Raw genomic sequence first — 21,856 nt, forward strand, 5'->3', positions numbered from 1 at the left:
TTTTGTGTCTGCATCGACACCGCCTACGCCCAGATCAATGAACCAGCAACCTCAGGACCGTTAATGTGACAACACCTCTTCTTCCTTCTCTCAATTGCTAAGCGTTCAACTAAGTCATCCGCATTTGGTTTCAATTTCCAGCGCTGGAAGGTTGGAGGCCGCGGTTGCGATTGAAATGTTCAATGAAGAAAAAAGCTTCTATTGGCCTTCCTGCTACGAACGCGGACTTCGTCGCGTTATTCTCGCAGCGGGATGGCTTCACAAACGACATTGTATCCGTTTGTAAAGTTGACCAACCGGGAGATGCAGCCATAGAGGTGCTTCGGATTTCGATCTCGGGACAAGGGTGGAAGCGAGCCAAAAGATGATGCGAACCACGTTGCGCCTATTCTTCCTTCTCATGGCTTGCCTTTGGGCCTCCATGGGCTTTGCTGCATCGAGCGATACCTACGAGAATTCAACAATCACGGCCCGGCTCATCTCCGTTGAAAATGGGGTCGCGGAAACCTCCAGAACCCTTTCCCTTGGCCTGGATGTCGAGCTGGCCGAGGGCTGGAAAGCCTATTGGCGTTCGCCCGGCGAGGTGGGTCTGCCGCCTGAAATTTCATGGGATGGATCGGAAAATCTGGTGAGCGCACAGATGCTCTGGCCCGCGCCTGAGCGCTTCACGGCATTCGGCATCGAGAATTTTGGCTACAAGACCCGTGTCGTCCTGCCCATTCAGGCAGTTCTCGAAACTGCGGGCCAGTCCGCAACATTGCAGGCGCGTGTTTCATTGCTGGCGTGCTCGACTGTCTGTGTGCCGCATGATTTCGATCTCGCACTGACAATTCCGGCGGGCACCGGGATTGACGCGAAGGCGGCGGGCCTGATTTCGGAGTATGCCCAGCGGGTGCCGCTTGGTCCCGAAGAGAGCGACATCATTGTCGAAACGGCGGTGATCGCGGATGATGCGCTTTATGTGACGGCGCGCAGTGCGAATGCCTTTGTGAAGCCGGATATCTTTCCGGAACTGGGGCCGGAATTCACCTTTGGCAAACCGGACATCCGAACCGATGATGCGGGAACAGCCCTTTGGGCCAAGCTGCCTCTTCTCGCGCAAGGGGAGGATCCGCCGCACCTGCAACTGACTTTGACCGATGGATCACGCGCGGTGACAGCGCAGCCCGCTTGGTCAGACCGCATCCCGGGTGCACCATTCGAGGTTATGGCGAACCTGCCGGATCTGACGCAAATCCTGGCGATTGCGGCCTTTGCCTTTCTTGGCGGTCTGATCCTGAATGTCATGCCCTGTGTTCTGCCTGTCCTGTCCATCAAGCTGACATCGGTTCTCAATCATGGAAACAAGCCAGCGCACGAGGTCCGGAATGGGTTCCTGATGTCGGCGCTTGGCGTTCTGGTGTTCATGTGGGCCCTCGCCGCAATCATTCTGGTTCTGCAATCCGTCGGCGTCACCGTTGGGTGGGGCCTGCAATTCCAAAGCCCTGTTTTCCTGACCGTCATGTTTCTGGTGCTTGCCGTGTTCTCTGCCAATCTGTTCGGGGTGTTCGAAGTTTCATTGCCCTCCGGGTTGCAGTCACGGCTGGCCAGATCAAGCGGTCGCGACGGGTATGGCGGAGATTTTGCAACAGGCGCCTTCGCGGCGGTGCTGGCCACGCCCTGCTCGGCCCCGTTTTTGGGGACAGCGGTTGCCTTTGCCCTGTCCGGGCGCCCGATTGATGTCATTCTCGTTTTCACGGCTCTGGGGCTTGGGCTCTCCCTGCCCTATCTGGTTCTGGCGGGGAAGCCTGGTCTGGTCCGGTTGTTGCCCAGGCCGGGACGTTGGATGGTTGTCGTCAAATGGGTGCTTGCCGGTCTTCTGGCCGGGACCGCGATCTGGCTGCTCTGGGTACTGATAGGGGTGGCGGGTGGCCGGGTGGCCATGACCGTGCTGCTTATGACGAGCCTTTTCATTCTTCTCGCAACAATACGTTTGCCGGGCAGATTGACGCGCCCGACAGCGCTGGTGGTGGTTGCTGTTCTCAGCCTTCTGGTGCCGACGGCGCTGACAATCCCGCCGCAGACGAGAGCGGTGGGCCAGGACTGGGTCGCGTTCGATCGCTCCGAGATACCGAAACTGGTGTCGCAGGGAAAAACCGTCTTTGTCGACGTGACCGCAGACTGGTGCCTGACGTGCAAGGCCAACAAGACGCTGGTGCTGGACCGTGCGCCCGTGGTCGACCAACTGCGGGGTGATAATGTCGTTGCGATGCGGGCAGACTGGACTAGGTCCAGCACTGACATTTCCCGGTATCTGGAAAGCCACAACAGGTTTGGCATCCCGTTCAACATCGTCTACGGGCCAAACGCGCCAGACGGGATCATCCTGTCCGAGGTTCTGACGTCCGAAGCCGTTCTCGACGCGCTGAGCAGGGCTGCACTTGGCGACCCTGTGACCGCTTTGAAAACGGATGGTTAGGCCTAAAAGAGGCCCATCGCACGCGCCGACATCCAGACGCCCATGAATATCATCATCAGGTTTTCGGTCAGGGACACGAAACCCAGCGGCACGTTTGAACCGCCGCCCACGCAGGCGCACTTGATCTCGCGCTTATCGATGTAGACGGCCTTGAAAACTGAAGCCGCTCCGACCGTACCGATGAACAGTGCAACAGGCGCGCTGATCCAGACCAAGGCACCGGCGACCATGAGAATACCGGCAAGTGCTTCGCCGAAGGGATAGACATAGCCATAGCGCACCCATTTCTGGGCAAGCAGATCGTAGTTCAGAAACATCGTGGAAAACGTCTCGACGTCCTGCAGTTTTTGAACAGCAAGAAAGCTCATCGAGATCGCGATGAACCACTCGAATGCCCGCAGCGTCAGGATCGAACCGTAAAACGCCCAACTGAGACCAAGCGCCATAAGGAATGCGACCGCGAATATCGCAATGACGGGTTGATAAGTCGTCTCGTCGTCATCCTTTACGTCCTGGCCGAAAAATTCCCTCAGCGCGTCATAGCCACCAATTCTTTCATTGCCGATAAAGGTCTGCGGAGTCGTTTCGACACCGTGTTCTTCCATGAAAGCATCCGTTTCCTCGCGGGTGTTCAGAGGCCGGTCCTCAATCGAATACCCCTCCCGCTCAAGCAGGTCCTTCGATTTTCAGCCCATAGGGACAAACATGCTCCTCCATCACCATTCGGTACAAAACCGCCGTCTTCGGGGTGGATTTTGCCTCTCTCGTCATGACGCGTTCCTTTAAATCCTTTAACCGTTGCAGGTCCAATACCCGGTAAATCCGACAGTCAGAGGCGTCTCTCCCGTCAATTCAAACAGCAGGGTGGCGTCTTCACCGTCCGCGTCACCCGGCGCCAGCGTGAATTGGCCACCATCGGCAGACAGGACGCCACCGGACGTCACTGTGTCTTGCGACGTGAAGTTGACCAGCGATCCGGATATCTTGGCGACGCCGTTCCCCGCCCCGTCCGTGACCAGAATGGGATCGGCGTTCACGGCGCGAATGAAACGGCATTGTCCGTCGGACCCCAGTGCGCGTGTTATTTCTTCGGCTTTGAGCGGTGCAGGACGGATTCCGGCAATCACCGGGGTTGCAATCGCTTCTTGAAGCCCCTCCATTTCAGCCGGACCGTCCGCTTCACCAAGTGGCCATTCAGGACCGGCTTCGCCATTTGCCTCAATGTCATCTATGAGGAAACGCATTTCGGAAATTTCGCGGTTTTGCGCCGTCACAATTTCCGAAGCCAGCGCCTCGACCCTTGGATCTGTCAGCTCGGCCCGTTCGCTTGTCATGATCGCAATGGAGTGGTGCGGAATCATCGCGCTCATCCAGCTTTCGTCCTGAATGGTCTCCTGGCTTCTCACGAGCCAGAGCGCGCCGGCGAACATCACGACAGACCCGAGAATGATCGCGGCGTTGACGCCCTTGTTCTTGTACATGTTCAACATGAAAAGGAGCATCACGGTCGCCATCGTCGCGCCCATGATGAACGTCATGTAAAATCGGGTTTCGCTCCAGTAGACATGTTCGAAGGAGTACGAGTTGATGTACATCAGGCCGAACATGATCGCAGTCGATGTGCCGACCATCGCCAGAAACCGGCCATAGGATGAACCTGAATGGCCTCCCGAATGTGCTGCACCTTCACTTGAACGGGTATCGGACCCGCCACGAGATTTCCCGATCGCATCTTCAGACATCTGATCTCTCCATCATGGATTCTATTTGTGGAGGAACAACATTCCAGCGCTGGAGGGTTTCAAGACGATATATCGAAACGGCATGAAACCCCATAAATGTCTGGCCCAGGCATCGTGCGTTACGGGTCTTTGGCCAGATCTTTCAGGATTGGACAATCGGGGCGGTGATCGCCCTGGCAGGCGTCAACGAGGTGAGCCAGGGTCTCTCGCATCGACTTGAGCTGGGCGATTTTTTCGTCAACGGCGGCCAGATGCTCTTGAGCGACAGCCTTGACCTGTGCACTTTCCCGCGTCTCATCTTCATAGAGATCAAGCAGCGTGCGGCAGTCTTCGATCGAGAACCCGAACGTCCTGGCGCGACCGAGAAATGCGAGCTTGTGGATGTCGCTGTCGCGAAAGGCGCGATAGCCGTTGTCGCTGCGCAAAGGCCGGACAAGGCCGATGTCTTCGTAGTAGCGGATTGTCTTCGCTGGCAAACCCGCGCGTTCTGATACTTCTCCGATGTTCACACCTGTCTCCTATTCTGCGGGCTGCGTTGCGAATTTCGTCTCCGCGTCGTGGGGCGGATCCTGTTCCGACATCGTCGCCTTGATCCGTCGCAGCCGCAGCGCGTTGGTCAGAACCGACACGGAGGACAGCGCCATGGCCCCGGCGGCAAACACCGGCGACAGGAGCAATCCAAAGGCCGGGTAAAGCGCGCCCGCCGCCACAGGGATCAGCGCGACGTTATAGCCAAAGGCCCAGATAAGGTTCTGCCGTATGTTGCGCATGGTCTTGCGCGACACGTCGATGGCATTCACCACGCCGCGCAGGTCGCCCGACATCAACACCACGTCGGCGCTTTCGATTGCGACATCCGTGCCGGTTCCGATGGCGATGCCGACATCGGCATGGGCCAGCGCTGGCGCGTCGTTGATGCCGTCTCCGACAAAGGCGATCTTGCTGTTCCCTTGCCGCAATTCGTCCAGGGCGGCGACTTTTCCATCCGGCAACACCCCTGCAATGACATGGTCGATCCCGACCTCGCGGGCGATGGCATCTGCCGTGGCCTTCTTGTCTCCGGTGATCATCGCGACCTTGATCCCTCGATCATGCAGAGCTGCGATCACTTCGGCGCTGGAGGATTTGACCGGGTCTGCCACGGCAATCACGGCCGCCAGGGATCCGTCCACCGCAGCATAAAGCGCGGTGCGTCCCTTTTCGGCCAAGGCCCTTTCGCGGTCTTCCAGCGGGCTGGTGTCAATGCCCTGCTGCACCATGAAGCGATCCGCACCGACATGAACCTTGCGGCCCTGGACAAGCGCCTCGACACCGTAGCCGGTCACGGACCGGAATTCCGTCGCATCGGGCCAGGACAGGCCTTCGCTCTTTGCGGACTGCACAATGGCCTCTGCCACCGGGTGCTCAGACTGCGCCTCGACAGATGCGATGAGGGCGAGTGTCTCTGCCCGGTCAAAGCCGTCGGCCGTGATGAGGTCTGTCAAACTGGGTTGCCCTTGCGTGACCGTCCCGGTCTTGTCCAATGCGACAACGCCAACTTCATCCAGATGTTGCAGCGCATCTCCCTTGCGGAAGAACACCCCCATCTCAGCCGCGCGTCCTGTCCCCACCATGATCGAGGTGGGCGTGGCCAACCCCATGGCGCAGGGGCACGCAATGATCAGAACGGAGACACCCGCCACAAGCGCAAAGGTCAGAGCCGGATCGGGACCGACCAGCAGCCAGACAACCACAGTCGCAAGCGCCAGAACCAGAACGGCAGGCACGAACCACATGGTCACGCGATCCACTAGGCCTTGGATCGGCAGCTTGGCCCCCTGAGCATCTTCGACCATGCGGATAATCTGCGCCAGCGTGGTATCCGCCCCGACTCGCGTCGCCGTTATGGTCAGGCTCCCGGTGCCGTTCACCGTGCCGCCGGTCACCGGTTCGCCAGCAGCCTTTGGCACGGCGAGGGGTTCACCGGTGATCATGCTTTCATCGACGTTGCTTGATCCTTCTGTGACCTCGCCATCGACAGGCAGCCTTTCACCGGGACGCACGAGGATCTGATCGCCGATCCGCAGTTCCTTGATGTCAACCTCGGTCGCCTGCCCGTCACGCAGGACCCTGGCTGTCTTTGCCTGCAGACCAAGAAGGGCCTGAATGGCTGCACCGGTCTTGCCCTTGGCCCGCGCTTCAAGCCAGCGACCCAACAAGATCAGAACGACAATAACCGCCGCTGCTTCGAAATAGACGGCGCGCACACCGTCAGGCAGCACCTGAGGCAGGAAGGTCGCGACTACGGAATAAGTCCACGCCGCCCCGGTTCCCAGTGCGACAAGGCTGTTCATATCCGGGGCACGCTTGATCAACGCCGGAATGCCCTTCGCAAAGAACCCCCAACCCGGTCCGAAAAGAACCACCGTGGCAAGCGCGAATTGGATCAGCCATGACGTTTGAATGCCGATTGTGCTCTCAATCAGGCCCTCAAAGCCGGGTATGGTATGTTTTCCCATTTCCAGAACGAACACCGGCACGGTCAGGATCGCGGCAAGGATGACACGGCGCGCCAGCGCGTCGGCTTCTTCTGCCTTGCGGTCCGATCGGTCCTCGTGCGCATCGCTCTGCGCAATCTCGGCCGGGTACCCCGCCTCCGTACTGATCCGGGCAATCTTTTCCGGGGTGATGGCATCTGGCAGATACTCTACCACAGCCGTTTCGGTTGCCAGATTGACCGCCGCATTCAATACGCCGGGTGTCCGTACAAGCGCCTTTTCAACCCGACCGACACAGGACGCGCAGGACATGGCGTCTACGTTCAATGTTACGCGCCCCGTCCGTGCCGGGTATCCGGCGTTCGAGAGGGCCGTGACCGCCACGCCCGTGGTGGCCGGATTATCCATCTGAAATTGAGCCGTTTCGTTCACAAGGTTGACACTGACGTTCGAAAGGCCCGGAACCTCGTTCAAAGCCTTCTCAACCCTGCCCACACAAGACGCACAGTTCATGCCGGAAACGGATAGACGTATCGTATTGGGGTCGGTCATGAGGGCCTCCTCGGTTGAACTTACCCTGATATAGGGCTTCCAGTTGCTGGAAGCTCAAGAGAGTATCTAATTTTTTTTGATATTTGCTTGACCTTCCTCCCGATGGAACGACCAAGTCTGAGGTTGTACCAAAAATGGAGGCCTTCATGATTTTTTCCGTCCCGAAAATGAGCTGTGGACACTGCACATCCGCTATAGAAAGCGGCATCAAGGCAAAGGATCCATCAGCCGTTGTCACGGCCGATCTGGACCTTCGCCTTGTCACTGTCCAAAGCACATTGGAACAGGCGACCGTGCGGCAAGCCATCGCTGACGCTGGCTACGACGCTTCAGCCGCGTAGGATTGTCCTTATTCGGCGGCCCGTGCCTGATCGACAAGCTCGATCATCTGGTCCGCCTGGATCAGGCCCGGCGCAAGACTGTCGCCGATCACAAATGAAGGTGTGCCACTGAACCCCAGAGATTGCGCAAGCCGCATGGAAGTCTGTATGTGTTCTTCGATTTCCGGTCCGTTCATGTCGCGACGCAACTGTGCAACATCGAGGCCGATGTCTTCCGCAGTGCGGAGAATCGATGCTTCCTCTGCGCGTTCCTTCAGTTGCATCATGGCCCAATGAAACTCTTCATATTTGCCCTGGTTTCGGGACGCCAGCGCCGCGCGGGCGGCAAAAACCGACCCGTCCCCCAGAATGGGCCATTCCCGGTAAACGACCCTGACGTTGGGATCAGCAGCGAGCAGGGCCTCCATTTCAGGTTTAACCCGGCGGCAATAGGGGCAGTTGTAGTCGAAGAATTCGACAACCGTGATATCGCCATCCGGATTGCCCAGAACGGGCGCATTGGGATCATTTTCAAGCGTGGCTTTTTCCGTATCGAAAACCTGCGCTGCGGCTTGCGCCTGCAACGCCTGCTGTTGCTGTTCGAACAACTGCGCGGCCTCGAACACGATGCCCGGATTCTCGCGGATGGCTTCCAGCACCAGTTCCTTGATCCGGTCTTCGTCCATGCCGTCTGCAATCGCAGCGATCGGAAGCATTAACAGTGCGGTGGTAGCCAAGAATCTTTTCATTATCCGTCTCCTTGTGAGGCAATATCCTGGGCCGTGCGCTCGGCTTGCGTGGCGCGTTCACGCTCCGGCCATGTTGACTTGATGTATGCGAGGATGTCCCAGATTTCCCCGTCGCTCAGTTGGTCGCCGAAACCGGGCATGCCGCTGTTGAAGTCAACGCCTTGCGCCGCGAGAACCTCGGCGCCCCCCAGCTTGGTGTAGGCGAACAGCATGCTGTCCGCGTGGTGCCAAGTGTGGCCGCTTGCATCATGCGGCGGTGCGGGCAGGCTTCCGTCATCACGCGGACTGCGCCAGTTTTCTTCACCTTCCAGATTTGCGCCATGGCACGCGGCGCAATTTTCGGCATAGAGGACTTCGCCCGCGGCCACATCGGCTGAGGAGTTGATGAGGTTTTCCGCCGTATGGTCGGTTCCGCCGGACCGGGTCCACAGGAATATGGTAGCCACCGCAACGGTAACTACGCCCAACGCAAGATAGACGGATCGCGGGGTCATCCAACGACGATCTTGGTCATCATGCCCGAAGCCGCATGCGACAGCATGTGGCAATGTAGCAGCCATTGGCCCGGGTTGTCCGCCACAAAGGCAATCTCGCGCGTCTGACCCCGTTCAAGAAGGGTCGTGTCACGCAGCGGTCCGAGGGTGCCGTTTTCGGCGACCTCGTGGAAGTGAATGCCATGCAGGTGCATCGCGTGCGGAAACGCCGTGTCGTTCACGATCTTCAATCGTACATTCTGGCCGCGGTCCAGCCGCGCAAGGGGATCACCGTTGATCCCGTCCACTTTGCCGTTGAACGACCAGAAATACCCGGCCTCGACGATCTCGCCGATCGGCTTGAGTTCGCCCCCAAGGGAAGCGGACCTCATCCGCCCCATGGCACCGCCTTCCATACTCAGGCTGAGCATCGTGGCTTCACTCAAGTCGACCATCCTGTGGTCGTTCGGCGGCAAGGCCAAAGGCGCGTCTCGACGATTTTTCGAGCCCCACTCAACGACCTCGAATGTAACCTGGCTGAAGGCCTCTTCCCGGCCGAACTGAAGAATATGAGCCGTTTCACCAACATCCGCGACCACATCGACGATCAGGTCGATCCGTTGAGCCGGAGCGAGGATCATCGGCTCCGTCACCTTAATGGGTGCAGCCAGGGGCATGCCGTCCAAAGCAACCGCCCAACCGTCAAGGCCTTCCAGCCCCAGTTGGAAATTGCGCGCATTGGCAGCATTGATCAGCCGCAAGCGCAGTCTTTCGTTCTTGCGTGCACTCAGGCCCAGATTGAAGGTTCCATTGGTCGTCAGCAGGTTGCCGATGCGCCCTGCGTGGCTGAGATCATGAGGCGCTCCGAAGTCGTCTTTGATCTGCGCGGTTTCGGGGTCAATAAGCCAATCATCCAGGATCAGGACTTCCTCGCGATCAATGTCGAGAGGCTCGGCCTCTTCCACGATCAGTGCACCGTAAAGCCCTCTGCCCACCTGCTCAAACGACCTATTATGGGCATGGTACCAATAGGTCCCGGCATCCGGGACAGTAAAGTCATAGTCGAATGTTTCCTCCGGCTGGACCACATCCTGTGTCAGGCCGGAAACGCCATCCATCGCATTGTCGATGCGGATGCCGTGCCAATGCGTCGACGTTCCCTGAGAAAACCGGTTGACCAATCTGCGCTGGACACGCCCCCCCTGCGCCACGCGAATCTCCGGACCGGGTGAGCCGCCGTCAAAGCACCAAAGCGATGTCTTGCCATAGTTGCCGGGCAGCAGCTGCACGTCGCTTTGCTGGGCTGTCAGGGTCGCGAATGGCGTGCCCGCAAATCCAGTGCTGGCCGACAGACCACTGAACGCAGCAGATGTTGCCAGAAATTGGCGGCGATTGAGCGTGATCATTCGTGGGTTCCCAAGATTATGATTTGTTGTCCAGCAGGTAGGTGGCCATCGCATTCAGGTCTGCGTCGCTCAGAAAGCCCGTGCCATAGCGCACGACTTCGGCCATTGATCCACCAAATACGTCGCCAGACGGCGTTATGCCAGATCGCAATGCATAAGCCATATCGTCTGTTGTCCAGCCTTCGGACACAAGATCGCGCGTCCGGATCGAAGGTGCTTTGCCACCTCCCGGCAAGGCGTCGTTGCCGGAAAACCTCTTCGATACTATGCGTGCGCCTGCAAAGTTCCGCGTTGTGTGGCAGGCAGCACAATGTGCCGCCCCGTTGACCAGCAGCTTGCCCCTGTTCCAAGCATCGCTTCGGTCCGCCTCTGGTGCGGTGTCAGGCTTTGTCAGAAAAGCCGCCCGCCAAAGTTTCATCCCCCATCGCTGATCGAACGGAAAAGGCACCTCATGGGACGGGGTCGGCACATTCACGGCTGGCACGGTCTGGAACGCGGCCCACAGATCGGCAATGTCCTGATCCGTGTAATTTGCATAAAACGGGTAGGTGAAGGTGGGATAATAGGGGTCTCCGTCCGGGGAAATTCCCTGCCTTACCGCTTTTGCAAACTCTTCTACTGTCCAGCCGCCAATCCCGAATTCGACATCGGTGGTCAGATTTGGCGGATAGAATGTCCCGAAATCGGTCCGGAGTGGCGCTCCTCCTGCCAATGGCGCCCCGCCAGCTTCAAAGTTGGTGTGGCACGCAATGCATCCACTGGCGCGCGCCAGATACGACCCCCGCTGGGCATCGCCTTGCAGGGTCAGGTCCGAGACTGGCGCACCGATCGGCCAGGCTATCGTTGCCGCGACAACGCCGATGCCGCCGACGACCCCCGCACCGATGATCCAACGCCACCACCGCATCTGATCACTTGTCCTCTTTGCGGAACTTCTGGTGGCAGGCCGAACAGGTCTGGGCGACCATCGCGAACGCACGGTCGGTCGGCATGTCCGCAAACATCTCGGTCGTCATGGGAAGGTCCGATCCCATCATGCCCCCTCCCATTGCAGGCGCGGACCCGCCACCCATCATCCCGTCAGTGGCGCCGCCCATCATTGATTCGCTACCGTTGCCCTGTGCTGCGGCCAACCCATTGCCTGCGCTCAACTTCAATCCTTCGGCGGCTGTTCTCAACTCTTGCGCAAGGGCCGCGAACTCTTCGCTGTTTTCCCAGACCGACGGCAACGCCTTGGACACTCCGCCACCCGAGCCTTCAGGAAACAGTCGCGTCATTTGCTCACCGGCATGGCCGATCATCGCGCCAGCTTCCCTGCGGACGACATCGGCGTCATAAGGTACCTGACCCCGCATCATGGGTGATAGCGTCTTGAGTGTTTTGGCCATCGCGGACATGCCCTGCATCCGCTCCAGCACCACGCCGGTTGCTCCGGAATGCGCCAAGGCAGCAACGCCGGTCGTCCCGATCGCAATGGCAGTAATCCATATCTTCATGTTCAAGTTGGTCATTCCTGTCAATTGATCCCGTTGGCGCGCTGAAGTTCCCGCACATATGCAACAACCATCTTCACATCGCCGGGCGTGACGCCTTCAACTGGCGGCATATTGCCAAACTTCCAATGGTGCGCTCTGACACCTTGTTTCGCGGCAAGCAAAAAAGCGGCGTCACCGTGATGGCTCGGTTCATAGATCTTGTGGACAAGCGGCGGTGCCACGCCATTCTGTCCGGCAGCATTCGCACCGTGACAAGCGGCGCAAGCGCCATCGAAAACACGCTTTCCCAATTGGGCATTTGCTGAGAATTCAGCAGGCACAACCACGTCTGCAATCGGCGCGCCCTCTTCCGTCTGCGAAAGATCAGGCGTTGTCATTGTGTGGCCGGGCATCGAAGACGATGGCTGCAATTGCTGCCAGATCACAACCGCGCCACCGACGACAAAAAACGCCGCAATCAGGATGCCGGACTTCGACATCAGATTAATCGTACCTGCGTGCCGACCGGTGTCCTTTCGAACACCTCGATGATTTGCTCGTTGTAGAGACCGATACACCCGCTTGAAGAGCGTCTTCCGATCTTGCGCGTATCATGGGTGCCGTGAATCCTGTAGTACGTCCAACTCAGGTGCAGGGCACGGACGCCCAACGGGTTATCCGGCCCGGGCGGCATATAGGCTGGCAAAGACGGGTCACGTTCGCGCATGGAGGGTGTAGGGGTCCAGTCAGGTTCGGGGTCCTTGAACGTGACTGTCGTGTAGCCGCGCTTTGTCAGCTCGTCAGACAAGGGAACCGATGTCGGATAAATGCGCATTTCGCCATCGGCCGTCCAGTGTTGCATCACGCGGGTAACGGTGTCTGCGATGATGATACCCTTGTCCAAAGCGTCAAAGTGGTCTTGCCAAGCGTGTGTACGAAACGATGAGATATTCCTTCGGACACTGGTTTGATCCACCTGCGCACGCAGGATGGACGGGGCCGCGAAAGCTGCCGATGCGGCACCTGCCGTGAATGCTCGACGCGTTACACGTGTTTGCTTGCGGGTCATCATATGGCCTCATGTTGTTGTCTGCCTATCCACTAGACTACCCGCCTGGTCGCATTTCATGAACAGTCCGGGGCCTGATATTATGTAACGATATGTATCCCGGCCAACGGACACGTCTTCGCGCTGCTGCCTCAAACCTCGATGGGTTTCAGGACAACACGCGTGTCGAGCGGGACCTTCTCATAGAGTTCGATGATCTGATTATTGGTAAGCCTTGCACAGCCGTTTGAGACACGTCGACCAATCGTCTTCGGATCCGTTGTGCCGTGAATTCTCAGGTAGGTGTCCCCACGCCCTGGCTGGTAAAGATACAAGGCGCGGGCACCGAGTGGATTGTTCAGCCCACCGGGCACACCGCCCGCAAAACGAAGATATCGGTCAGGATCTCTGGCTATCATGGCGGGTGTGGGCGTCCACCGCGGCCACTTTTGCTTGCGCGCGACATAGAACTCGCCGGATTCATAGAGCCCCTCCCGGCCAATTCCGACGGTATACCTGATTGCCCGATTGTTCGGCAAAGTCCAAAATAAAGCGAACTGGTTCGGATCGACATGTATTTCTCCCGGTTTGTCTGCCTCGGTGAACGGAACCTGGCGCGGCAACTGCTCCGGGGGCACCACAGATGGCCCGACGCGCCGGTCGTGCTCTGCGTCACTATGCGCGAATGCTGTTTTTCCACTCACCGAAAGAGCTGCAACAGAAGTCAGGAAATATCTTCGTTTCATATACTTGCCTCACTAAACTAGTCGGGTTTGAGGTGACGAACAACCCGCGCCATATGTGGCGAGCCTTCCTCTTTCGGGGCTGACTCGGCGCTTTGTTTGACGGGCAGCGTGATTTCAGCGCGCAGACCCCCATCAGTGCGGTTTTTCAGTTCGATAGAACCACCGTGCTCAAGGATGATGCTGCGCGCAATCGACAGCCCCAGGCCATGACCGCCGGTATCCTGTGATCGCGACGTCTCGAGCCTGACATAGGGTCCGAAAACAGCCTCCAGCTGATTGTCGGGAATACCGGGCCCCTGATCGTCGATGGCGACCACTACCTCACTGCCCATGCGTTGCCACGAAACCCTGGCCTCACTCCCGTAGCGGATCGCGTTCTCAATCAGGTTTCTCAACGCGCGCCCCATCGCGCTTGGTTTCACGGATACGATGAGTGGACCTTGGCTGGTCACCTGAACCTTGTCCAAGCCCATACCAGTGATCAGATCGTGCAAATCAACCGATTGGACCTCTTCATGCTGTCCGACGCCCTTCGCGAAATCGAGGGTCGCATCGACCATCCGTTGCATCTCTTCACTTGACGCCACCAAGGACGTGCGCGTGTCTTCGTCGTCCACCATTTCGGCCCGCACCCTAAGCGCCGTCAAAGGCGAGCGCAGATCATGCGCAAGCGCTGCAAGCATCTGGGTCCGGTCACTGACAAATCGCGTCAGGCGATCCTGCATGATGTTGAATGATCGGGTCAGATCCCGAACTTCCTTCGGCCCTACGACCGGCAGATCGCCCTTGGCGGCGCCGCGACCCAGACGTTCGGACGCAGTCGCGAGATCGTTGAGTGGTCCGGTCAATCGGGACAGGAGAAACCAGAAACTTGCAACCAGCAGAAGTCCCGCAGTCAGTGCAAAGGATATGTTGGACGCCAGCGACCTTTGCAGAGGCGGCCGTTCGAACCGCGTCTCGATGTTGAGCCAATTCCCACCGGACAGCGCAATGGACAGCTCCATCTCGATGGCCGCAAGGCTGCCCTGCATCATTTCGGCGTGCATTTGCGCCATTTCCGGTGACAGGTTCGGAAGGGGCAGCAGACCTCCCTCGATTTCATGAACCTCAACCCGGATATCCCGGCTGTAGCTTTCCTGAAGCAGTGCCCGTATCCGCGCTTCGACCGCTCCACCGTCATCGTGTTGTCCGTGTGCAACCGACGGCTCGTCTGTAAGGTCGAACCGTACGAGCGGAGACGTTGCCGCGCGGACGATCTGGGCATGCAATTCCGGGGGTGCGCCTTCAATCAACTGTGCGACATTTGCGGCCCTTCCGGCGGCTTCGGCACCGATGGCGGCCTGAATGGCTAACGAGCGTTCATCAACGAAAAACCAAAGACTCAGAGCTTGCGCGAGGATCAAGACACCGAGGACCAGAAGGGCAATCTGTGCACGCAACGTCCGCGGAAGCAGCTTCATTCGCAAATCTCGACATCGCAGGAAAGACTATACCCCCCATGCCGGACAGTCGCGATGATCTTCGGGCGCAAAACGTCCTCTTCCATCTTCCGGCGCAACCGGCTCACCTGATTGTCGATGGTTCGGTCCAATGGACCGGCGACCCGGCCGGTGCTCAATTTGAGCAGCTCGTCGCGGCCAATGACCGTCCTTGGCCTTTGCAGGAACAGGGTCAGGAGTTTGAGTTCACCGGATGTAAGTTGCGTACGCGAACCGCCTTGGTCAATCAGTGTGCGGCCATCGAAATCCAGCTTTAGGTGTGCAAACTTCAACGTTTTCCCCGCAAAACCATTCGGTTTTGGGATCAGCTGCGTCCGACGCAATATCGCGTTGATCCGCGCCACCAGTTCCTTGGGATTAAACGGCTTGGCGAGATAATCGTCTGCCCCGCCATCCAGACCCGCGATGCGGTCTTCGTCGTCACCCAATGCGGTCAGCATCAGGATCGGAATATGCCCTTCCTTGCGCAATCGCCTGCACGCGGACAGCCCGTCTTCCCCCGGCATCATCACATCGAGGACAATCAGATCGAAATGCGCTTCCGCCAGCCTTGCGTCCATCTCAACTGCATTTTCCGCCGCTGAAGCACGCATGCCGTTGCGTTCCAGATAACTGGTGACGGATTTCCGAATCTCTGAATGGTCATCGACGACAAGGATGCGTGGCAGATCGCTCATGCCGCCAACATAGTCATTTTCACCAAGGGACGCCCATCCCGTGTTTGTAGCCAAATGTAACAGCGCGGGCAGTCGACTTCGGGATACCGAGCAACTATTTAAGGAAGAACATCGAGGAGTTTTAAGTGAACCGACGTGAATTTGGCCTTACGGCACTCAGCCTGGCCTTGGCCGGGCCTGCTTTGTCGCAAACCGCCGCACCCACGTTGCAGGTGACAAAGACACCGACCTGCGGCTGCTGCGGCGCTTGGGTAAATGAGATGATCGCTGCCGGTTTCAAGGCATCGGTCGAGGACGTGGATTACGACACGCTTCAGGTTCTGAAGCAGAAACACGGCATCGCGCCGGAACTGGCAGGATGTCACACTACGTCCGTGGGCGGATATTTCGTCGAGGGTCACGTGCCTGCGGCTGACATCGGGCGGTTGCTGAGCGAAAAACCTGTCGCGCGCGGACTGACAGCACCGGGAATGCCCATGGGTTCGCCCGGCATGGGCCCCCAAGGTGATCCCTATGATGTGCTGCTTGTACTGATGGATGGGTCGACGCAAGTCTTCGCAACCCACGGCTGACGTGTTTGCCCGCGATACGTTCCGACAAAGTTTTTCGCCGACCTTACCATTCGGCAGATTTTGTTGGAACGTATCCGTTCTGAGCTTGGCAAGCATATTGCCGTTCCTGCTTGTCTACATCCTCGCAACGCCTGGTTTTGCGACGCTGCTGCTGACGAATGGGACCGCGCTCTCGCGCTTCCTCCGGCAGGTCTTTACCAATGGGTTTGTGGTCGTTTTCCTCGTGAATTACTTGGGGTTCGTTTCCGCATCGGTCGCGCTGAAGCAGTACCAGCATCGGCCGATTGTTTACCTGGTTTTAGATGGCCTGCTGCGGAGTGTCGCATTCATTGGGGTTCACATTGCCGTCTATGTGATGTCGGCCGATCTGTTCGGCTCGTTCAACGGCAGCCGTGCAACAGCTTTGAGCGTGGTCGGACCAACGCTCGAGCGGTCGTTCATGTTTGGGAACATCTCGGGCGTATATCTCTATGCCCTGGCGCCCGGCACCTTCATCGCGCTTCTGGTGGTTCTGACAGAACCTTCTGGCGAGGCATCGAAGCCTACCATGTTCAGGACAATGAGCATGGCCTTGCTGTTCAGCCTGACCCCGATCCCCCTCGTCACATTCCTGTCCTATGCGTTGGATCTGGCAACCTGACGGGCCAACTTGGTCAACGACCCGCAGGCTGTCATCTGATCAAATTGTATCCGAATGTACCCTTGACCTTGCCTCACTGGAATGTCGCAGAAGAACACGAGCATATTCTGGAGAGCTACATGTCTGACAATCAAAGTCAAAAATCCACCGGTTCATCGAAACTGATGCAGTATGGTATGATGGCCTGTTGTGCCGTTATGTTGTTTCCAGTCGCCGCATTCTTTATTGCAGGCGGCACGATCGCGGGTCTGTGGGGCAACGTCGGCCTTTTTGCGCCGCTCGCACTTTGTCTTGGTGCGCATGTCGTCATGCACAGGATGATGGGAAAGTCGTGTCACGGGTCAAGAGTTGAACAGGCGAACGAGGCGACTGTGGATGCAGAATTTGAAGATGGCCAAGCTCCCGAACGAGAACTGGTACGCGCCCGCTAGAACGCGGCAGACAATCGGAATTCCGATTGCAGGTATTCTGGCCCTCGGCGGTTGTGCCCAGTCGGCCTCGGGCAAGCTTTGCCCACTTGAGCCCCCTTCCGTGACACGGGATGCGGCACACGACGTCATGCTTCCCGTAGGATGTCGCTTGGTCGGTCAGTCTGAAGGTACTACCCACGAAATAGTCTGTGACGACGGCCGGACCGGATGGGCTTTCGATTAAGCGCCAAACCTTGATCCTGCCTCACATTCACCTGCACAGCGACGGTCGCCCACGCCACTACGGGCGCAACCGTTCCAACGCGCTTTGCACGGCTTGACGGCGCGGGTCATCTCCCGGCACCTCCGACAACAGGATTTCAGCGTGTTCAAACGCCGCGATTGCCGGCGCGGTATCACCCAGAACCGAATAGGCATTGCCAAGCCGCATCCATCCATCAAGATCGTCAGGCTCATCTTCCAGCCGCGTGGCCAGCCGTTCGACCATCGAGCGGATGAAATCCTGTCGTTCCTCCACACTCATGTCCTGCGCGTTTTCGATGTCTTCCTGTGTCGGGCCGGACGCACTGGTCTTCGGGGCATAGTCGGCCAGCGAGATCGGAGCCTTGCCGATCTTCGCGCCAATCCGGTTGGCTTCGCCAACAAAGCTTTCCATCCACGGGAAAAACCTATCCGCATCGTCCAGCCGGGCCACCAGCGTTTCGTGAGCCCGAGCCTCATCGCCCTTCTGCTCGAGCGAGACTGCCTTGAAAAAGGCAGCACCGGGATTGGAAGGATCCAGTTCGTACGCCCGATCAATCGCGGTGTCCGCTTCAGGTGTCACCACACCTTGCTCTGCGTAGATCAGAACCTCGGCCAACATGGAGAAGACGGCGGAATCGGCCTCCGGTCGTTGTGCGACAACTCTATATGCATCGGCTGCATCCGCATACCGGCCCATTTTCGAATAGGTTTGCCCCAGCAGCATCCAGCCTTCCGAAGGCCCGCCTTCGGGGTCTGAACTGAGCCGGACGTACAGACGATCTGTCAATTCGGCGATTTCCGCCGCTTCCTGCCGTTCAGTGGCACGTTCGGCAAAGGCGACACCTGGGATCTCTGGCGAGCCCATTGCGGAGTAATATCCAAAAGCGAAGACCGGCACGAACACTGCGCTCAGAACGACCATCAAGCGGCCCCCTGCCGCCGGTTTCCCATCTGACAGAACGGACCGGCGCGACTGCACGAGGATCCGTCTCTTGATCTCCTGCTCCGCCGCCGTGGCCTCGGTGTCGGAAATGACACCGCGCTCAAGATCCCGCCGAACCTCATCCAACTGATCCATGAGGACCGCATCCGTGGCGTCAGCCGGGACGGGTGTCCGCGACGACCGATGGCGCAGCGGCAGGCCCATGAAAAGCAGACCTACAACGGATAACAGGGCGAAAACCAACCAGATCATGAACCGTCCTTTGAAGCGTTCTCTTCAATGAAACGCGCAATTTCCGCTTTTTCGTCATCGGAAAATCCCGTTGCGGCAGCCCTGCGCCGGCTTCTCGAAATGACGGTCCAGCCGACAAGCAGCGAAACAAGCGCAAACACGAAGGGCGCCATCCAGAGCGCGAGAGTGGCGCGATTCAGGGGCGGGCGCATCAGGACATAATCGCCATACCGGGCGTGGATGTACGCGATGACCTCCTTGTCGCTGTCACCGGCAACAAGCCTTTCGCGCACCAGTATGCGCAGGTCCCGCGCAACCCCGGCGTTGGAGCTGTCGATGTCCTGATTCTGGCAGACAACGCAGCGCAGTTCCCGTGATATTTCACGGGCGCGTTGCTCCAGTACAGGATCCTGCAACATCTCGTCTGGCTCGACCGCCAAGGCCGTCACCGGAAGCAGCAGGAGGAAAGCAAATGCGATATACCTCATCCGTTCTGGCCCCTTGCTAACGCGCCAGCCTGGATCAATGCTTCCCTGAATGTGGAAATCGCCGTTTCGCCCACGACGGGGCCGACATATCTGAACAACACCGTCCCGTCAGAGCCGACAATGAATGTTTCAGGTACGCCCGAAAGGCCCCATTCAATCCCCACTCTGCCGCTCAGATCAGACCCGATCCTTTCGTAGGGATTGCCAAGCTCAGCAAGCCATTTAGTCGCATCCTCCGGCTTGTCCTTGTAATTGATCCCGAACAACGTCAGCCCGTCCTTTTCGACCATCTGGGTCAGAACCCCGTGTTCGGCCCGGCAGGGCACGCACCACGAGGCAAACACGTTCACGATGACCGGTCGCGGGTTCCCGACCAGATCGGCGCGGGAAAGCCCTGGCGTCTCCAACCCGTCGACAGCGGCCAGATCGAATTCGGGTGCCGGCTGCGAGATCAGAACCGAAGGAATGTTGTTCGGGTCCCGGTCCGGGTTCAAGCCCCACAGAAAAAACCCCCCGAAAATGGCCGCGATTGCCAGCGGAATGAATGCCAGTATACGTCCCATGCCTACTCCGCAGGAAGTGCTGCGGGCGCTGTCGCCTTGCGACGGGGTGCCCCGACGCGCAACCGCCGGTCAGACAGCGAAAGACCCCCACCAAGCACAAGCATCGCCGATCCGATCCAGATAAAGTTGACCAGAGGTTCATACAGGATGCGCAGGGTCCAAGCCCCTTGCGTGCTCTCGTCCTCGGCGGCCGGATTTGCGATGGACGCATAGAGATCACCGGCCATTGTCGATCTGATGGCGCTCTCTGTGGTGGTGGTTTGCGCGACCGGATAGGTACGCCGCTCCGGGAAGAGATCGGTGACATAGTTCCCCTCCCGGGCCACACGAAGCGTGCCACGATCCGCGAAGTAATTTGGCCCACGCACACGTTCGGCCCCCTCAAAGGTGACATCGAACCCACCAATGCTGACCTCTGTACCGGGCCGGACAAAGATGATTTCCTCGGATTTCCAGACCGTCGAGCCGATAAATCCGAACATCGCCATCGCGAGCCCCGCATGAGCCAGTGTCATCCCATGAGAGGATCTGGGCAGGTTGCGTGCACGGCGCACCGATTCCGGGAACGGTGCCTCAAACAGCTTTATGCGCATCGCCCATTCCCGCAGGGTTGAGAAAAACAGCCAGAATGCAAGCATCAGCGACAGATACCCCAACACCGGACCGCCCTCGGCGAGATACCAGGTCACCAATGTCGCGAGCACGGCCAGAACGACCACGAAACGCAACCGCTGCAGAACGCCCGCCAGATCGGCACGTTTCCAGGACAGGTAAGGCCCCAGCCCCATCGCAAAGACGAGCGGCAGCATCACGGGAATAAAGGACGCATTGAAGAAGGGCGGCCCCACCGACAGTTTTTCACCGCCCGTCGCGGCTTCGTAGAAGAGCGGGTACAAGGTGCCGAACAGCACAATGCCGGTGGCCGTGGCCAGCAGCAGGTTGTTCACCAATAGCCCCGCTTCCCGGCTGATCGGCTTAAACAGGCCGCCGGGCTCCATTGTCGGCGCGCGCCAGGCAAACAGAGCAAGGGAACCGCCGATCGAAACGGCCAGCAATCCAAGGATATAAAGTCCCCTTTCCGGGTCGACCGCGAATGCATGCACAGAGGTCAGCAGGCCCGATCGGACAATGAACGTGCCCAAGAGCGATAGGGAAAAAGTCAGGATCGCCAGAAGGATTGTCCAGCTTTTGAACGCATCCCGTTTCTCCGTCACGATTGCGGAATGCAGCAGTGCCGTGCCCATCAGCCATGGCATGAAACTGACGTTCTCAACGGGATCCCAGAACCACCAGCCGCCCCAGCCAAGCTCATAATAGGCCCACCAGGATCCCAGCGCGATGCCTGCGGTCAGGCTCATCCAGGCAGCCAGTGTCCACGGACGTACCCACCGTGCCCAGGCCGCGTCCACCCGCCCTTCGATCAGGGCGGCAACCGCGAACGAAAAGACAATCGAGAACCCGACATACCCGAAGTAGAGAAGCGGCGGGTGCATGGCGAGACCGACATCCTGCAATAATGGGTTGAGGTCCTGACCGTCGTCTGCCGGAGGGAAAACGCGGTCGAAGGGATTGGACGTCAGCAGCATGAAAGTCAGGAAACCGACACTGATCCAGGCCTGCACCGACAGCGTTCTTGCCTTCAGCGACAGAGGAATGTTCGATCCGAAGAGGGCGACCGCCGCACCAAACACCGTCAGGATAAGGGTCCACAGCAACAGGGATCCTTCGTGACTGCCCCAGGTGCCTGCCACCTTGAACAGCATCGGTTTGAGTGAATTGGAATTCTCCACCACGTTCTTGACCGTGAAGTCGCTTGTGACGAAGGCTTGCATCAGCGCCAGAAACGCGATGCCGACAAAGAAAACCTGACCGAACGAGGACCATCTGGCAGACTGCATCCACAGGATGTTTCCGCGCCCCGCACCGAGGATGGGCAGCACACTTTGAACAAGCGCCATGGCCAAGGCCAGTGCCAGCGCGAAATGACCGATTTCAGGTGTCAAAGGATCATCAGCCTCTTCAATGAATTCACTGGATCGACGTCTGTCTAGCAAATCGTCCGGCGAACTGTGAGTGGTTGCTTTGTCACCGTTTGTAACAGGATGCTGTGACAAATGATTACA

General features: G+C 58.5%; 22 protein-coding genes and 1 pseudogene. 5 read left to right on the plus strand and 18 right to left on the minus strand.

Annotated features, from left to right (window positions below; translation table 11 throughout):
- Window positions 1–367 precede the first annotated feature (367 nt).
- Window positions 368–2,458 (plus strand): protein-disulfide reductase DsbD family protein, encoded by a 2,091-nt coding sequence (locus tag ACGYK9_RS17710; RefSeq protein WP_394422649.1) that lies wholly within the window; start codon window positions 368–370, stop codon window positions 2,456–2,458.
- 2 nt (window positions 2,459–2,460) lie between these two features.
- Here the strand turns inward: ACGYK9_RS17710 and ACGYK9_RS17715 are convergent.
- From ACGYK9_RS17715 to ACGYK9_RS17730, 4 genes and pseudogenes are all read right to left on the minus strand, one after another.
- Window positions 2,461–3,181: pseudogene (locus ACGYK9_RS17715) on the minus strand (MauE/DoxX family redox-associated membrane protein).
- 68 nt (window positions 3,182–3,249) lie between these two features.
- Window positions 3,250–4,200, minus strand: a complete 951-nt coding sequence (locus tag ACGYK9_RS17720) for a DUF305 domain-containing protein (protein WP_050686576.1) — start codon at window positions 4,198–4,200, stop codon at window positions 3,250–3,252.
- 119 nt (window positions 4,201–4,319) lie between these two features.
- Window positions 4,320–4,709: a Cu(I)-responsive transcriptional regulator gene (gene cueR / locus ACGYK9_RS17725; RefSeq protein WP_005619161.1), complete on the minus strand. Its 390-nt coding sequence runs from the start codon at window positions 4,707–4,709 to the stop codon at window positions 4,320–4,322.
- A 9-nt stretch (window positions 4,710–4,718) separates the two neighbouring features.
- Complete coding sequence (locus tag ACGYK9_RS17730; RefSeq protein WP_043847201.1) at window positions 4,719–7,229, minus strand: heavy metal translocating P-type ATPase; 2,511 nt, start codon at window positions 7,227–7,229, stop codon at window positions 4,719–4,721.
- 146 nt (window positions 7,230–7,375) lie between these two features.
- Between ACGYK9_RS17730 and ACGYK9_RS17735 the strand changes: the two genes are divergently transcribed.
- Complete coding sequence (locus ACGYK9_RS17735; protein WP_043847225.1) at window positions 7,376–7,570, plus strand: heavy-metal-associated domain-containing protein; 195 nt, start codon at window positions 7,376–7,378, stop codon at window positions 7,568–7,570.
- A gap of 8 nt (window positions 7,571–7,578) precedes the next feature.
- Here ACGYK9_RS17735 and ACGYK9_RS17740 read toward each other — a convergent pair whose 3' ends face one another.
- The 10 genes from ACGYK9_RS17740 to ACGYK9_RS17785 form a co-directional block, all read right to left on the minus strand.
- Window positions 7,579–8,298, minus strand: a complete 720-nt coding sequence (locus ACGYK9_RS17740; RefSeq protein WP_043847202.1) for a DsbA family protein — start codon at window positions 8,296–8,298, stop codon at window positions 7,579–7,581.
- Window positions 8,298–8,792: a cytochrome c gene (locus ACGYK9_RS17745; RefSeq protein WP_005619169.1), complete on the minus strand. Its 495-nt coding sequence runs from the start codon at window positions 8,790–8,792 to the stop codon at window positions 8,298–8,300. Before ACGYK9_RS17745 ends, ACGYK9_RS17740 begins: the two co-directional genes overlap by 1 nt.
- Window positions 8,789–10,177, minus strand: a complete 1,389-nt coding sequence (locus ACGYK9_RS17750) for a multicopper oxidase family protein (RefSeq protein WP_050686572.1) — start codon at window positions 10,175–10,177, stop codon at window positions 8,789–8,791. Before ACGYK9_RS17750 ends, ACGYK9_RS17745 begins: the two co-directional genes overlap by 4 nt.
- Window positions 10,178–10,193: 16 nt before the next feature.
- A complete protein-coding gene (locus ACGYK9_RS17755; RefSeq protein ID WP_009824485.1) occupies window positions 10,194–11,084 on the minus strand; it encodes a cytochrome c in 891 nt (296 codons plus the stop codon).
- A gap of 4 nt (window positions 11,085–11,088) precedes the next feature.
- The gene (locus ACGYK9_RS17760; protein WP_009824484.1) at window positions 11,089–11,688 is read right to left on the minus strand and encodes a cytochrome c; all 600 of its coding nucleotides are present in this window, start codon (window positions 11,686–11,688) and stop codon (window positions 11,089–11,091) included.
- Between the two features lie 5 nt (window positions 11,689–11,693).
- A complete protein-coding gene (locus tag ACGYK9_RS17765; protein ID WP_005619178.1) occupies window positions 11,694–12,152 on the minus strand; it encodes a cytochrome c in 459 nt (152 codons plus the stop codon).
- On the minus strand, window positions 12,152–12,724 hold the full coding sequence (locus ACGYK9_RS17770) for a L,D-transpeptidase (RefSeq protein ID WP_043847205.1): 573 nt from the start codon (window positions 12,722–12,724) through the stop codon (window positions 12,152–12,154). The genes ACGYK9_RS17765 and ACGYK9_RS17770 overlap by 1 nt, the downstream gene beginning before the upstream one ends.
- A gap of 128 nt (window positions 12,725–12,852) precedes the next feature.
- Window positions 12,853–13,446, minus strand: coding sequence for a L,D-transpeptidase (locus tag ACGYK9_RS17775; RefSeq protein WP_005619183.1), 594 nt, complete (start codon window positions 13,444–13,446; stop codon window positions 12,853–12,855).
- Window positions 13,447–13,463: 17 nt separating this feature from the next.
- Window positions 13,464–14,906 carry an ATP-binding protein gene (locus ACGYK9_RS17780; protein ID WP_050672446.1) on the minus strand — a complete coding sequence of 481 codons (1,443 nt, stop codon included), beginning with the start codon at window positions 14,904–14,906 and terminating at the stop codon, window positions 13,464–13,466.
- On the minus strand, window positions 14,903–15,622 hold the full coding sequence (locus tag ACGYK9_RS17785) for a response regulator (protein WP_050672447.1): 720 nt from the start codon (window positions 15,620–15,622) through the stop codon (window positions 14,903–14,905). Before ACGYK9_RS17785 ends, ACGYK9_RS17780 begins: the two co-directional genes overlap by 4 nt.
- 125 nt (window positions 15,623–15,747) lie before the next feature.
- Here ACGYK9_RS17785 and ACGYK9_RS17790 point away from each other — a divergent pair, with 125 nt between their 5' ends.
- From ACGYK9_RS17790 to ACGYK9_RS17800, 3 genes are all read left to right on the plus strand, one after another.
- Entirely contained in the window at window positions 15,748–16,194 is a 447-nt protein-coding gene (locus tag ACGYK9_RS17790) for a DUF411 domain-containing protein (protein ID WP_043847208.1), read from the plus strand.
- Between the two features lie 97 nt (window positions 16,195–16,291).
- The gene (locus ACGYK9_RS17795; RefSeq protein ID WP_050672448.1) at window positions 16,292–16,834 is read left to right on the plus strand and encodes a hypothetical protein; all 543 of its coding nucleotides are present in this window, start codon (window positions 16,292–16,294) and stop codon (window positions 16,832–16,834) included.
- 119 nt (window positions 16,835–16,953) lie between these two features.
- Entirely contained in the window at window positions 16,954–17,265 is a 312-nt protein-coding gene (locus ACGYK9_RS17800; RefSeq protein WP_037953520.1) for a DUF2933 domain-containing protein, read from the plus strand.
- A 280-nt stretch (window positions 17,266–17,545) separates the two neighbouring features.
- Here ACGYK9_RS17800 and ccmI read toward each other — a convergent pair whose 3' ends face one another.
- The 4 genes from ccmI to ACGYK9_RS17820 are packed head-to-tail and all read right to left on the minus strand — an operon-like array spanning window position 17,546 to window position 21,736.
- Entirely contained in the window at window positions 17,546–18,655 is a 1,110-nt protein-coding gene (gene ccmI / locus ACGYK9_RS17805) for a c-type cytochrome biogenesis protein CcmI (protein WP_245897675.1), read from the minus strand.
- Window positions 18,656–18,699: 44 nt separating this feature from the next.
- Entirely contained in the window at window positions 18,700–19,170 is a 471-nt protein-coding gene (locus ACGYK9_RS17810) for a cytochrome c-type biogenesis protein (protein WP_009824475.1), read from the minus strand.
- Window positions 19,167–19,733 (minus strand): DsbE family thiol:disulfide interchange protein, encoded by a 567-nt coding sequence (locus tag ACGYK9_RS17815; protein WP_009824474.1) that lies wholly within the window; start codon window positions 19,731–19,733, stop codon window positions 19,167–19,169. Before ACGYK9_RS17815 ends, ACGYK9_RS17810 begins: the two co-directional genes overlap by 4 nt.
- A 2-nt stretch (window positions 19,734–19,735) precedes the next feature.
- Window positions 19,736–21,736, minus strand: coding sequence for a heme lyase CcmF/NrfE family subunit (locus tag ACGYK9_RS17820; protein ID WP_043847210.1), 2,001 nt, complete (start codon window positions 21,734–21,736; stop codon window positions 19,736–19,738).
- Window positions 21,737–21,856 lie beyond the last annotated feature (120 nt).

The sequence above is a fragment of the Sulfitobacter sp. 1A15258 genome (assembly GCF_043557045.1).
Lineage (GTDB): Bacteria > Pseudomonadota > Alphaproteobacteria > Rhodobacterales > Rhodobacteraceae > Sulfitobacter > Sulfitobacter faviae.